Annotated in this window: 1 protein-coding gene; it reads left to right on the top strand. The window is 47.5% G+C overall.

Features of this window, described 5'->3' with window-relative positions; all coding sequences use genetic code 11:
- Nucleotides 1–1,243, top strand: a 1,243-nt coding sequence (locus KDK17_RS05690) for a hypothetical protein (RefSeq protein ID WP_257287557.1), incomplete at both ends; no start/stop codon positions are given.

The raw sequence follows: 1,243 nt of genomic DNA, 5'->3' as shown, positions 1-1,243 counted from the left end.
TATCGCTTCGGGCGATCAGCCCCCGGAACTGCAACGTCTGGGTCAATCACTCTTTATCAATGATGAGGCTCTCCTGGCAGCTGCGGCCTCTGCCTACATCCAGGTTCATCTCCTGAAGGAGGACCTGCAACAGCAGGTACTAAACGAACTATTGGCACACAACAAACCCGTCGGCTATGTTGTACACGTCGAGGATGACACACAGGTTTATCCTCTGCCTGCGGGTTATCCAAAGTTGGAAATAACAGAAGCTCCGGGGGAGGATATTGTTTTTCATGGTCAGATGCCAAATCCGGATGACGTCGCTTTTGTAGAAACCCTCTACAAACTCTGGGCAGAAGCTGGGGTTAATAATCGCGCCCCTGCAGGCATAACAGAGCTTCTCAAACATAAGATCAAAAGCTACGAGTTCGTCATCCGAAGCAGGCAGATGGCACTGCTGGAGGAGATTGTTGCACGACACGATATCGGCGTTAACAAAGATCAACCGACGATGCTTTCTAACGAAGATAAACTGGCGGTGCGTTCCCTTGCAAATTACGAATCCCTCCAGCAGGCATTGGCGCTGGCTACTCCAAATAAACCATATAAACGTCAATATGAGTTCACACTGGAACACATCAGAGCCGCTTCATCAGTCATCACGCAAACCCGGATGTATAAGCAACTCGAAGAACACTTTGGCTTCAAACCCGTACTTAAAAAACTTCTGATGAACCCGCACTTTTTACAGCATATTCGAAAAGTGATACCCGTTGTCGGCGATATCAAACAAGCGCAGATCGATCCCGAAAAAGACGAAGAGTTTACTGCCAGAGTGATGACCGACATGACCAGACAGCTGCTTGAGTTATCCAGGAACCTGGAGAAGCTGCGGGCAAAACATGCCAGACCGGGCACACTTAACGAAAAATTAATTCGCGAAGCGGCAACAGAACTTGGTATTGATAACTGGGATGATATCCAGTCATCAGAAGAACAAGCCAAAATTTTCAGAAAGAAAATTCATGAAATCACGCAGGCGTTGGCTACAACCTTTGCTGCAACAGAACAGCCTGATTATGGAATTATAATGACAAAACTGGCAGCTCTTGAAAATCAGTTCGGTATGACTCCGGACAATGAAAACGATCTTGTTGCCCGCTTTCAGTCTGTTCAACAGCATATACAACATAAGACAGAACTGGCCGACGAGGAGGCTCCGGAGAGACTGGCCAACCTGGAAAGTAAGCTCGGCCTGATT

The sequence above is a fragment of the Endozoicomonas sp. SESOKO2 genome, from assembly GCF_024606245.1.
Lineage (GTDB): Bacteria > Pseudomonadota > Gammaproteobacteria > Pseudomonadales > Endozoicomonadaceae > Endozoicomonas_A.
This window is presented reverse-complemented; position numbering and strand designations above follow the sequence as displayed.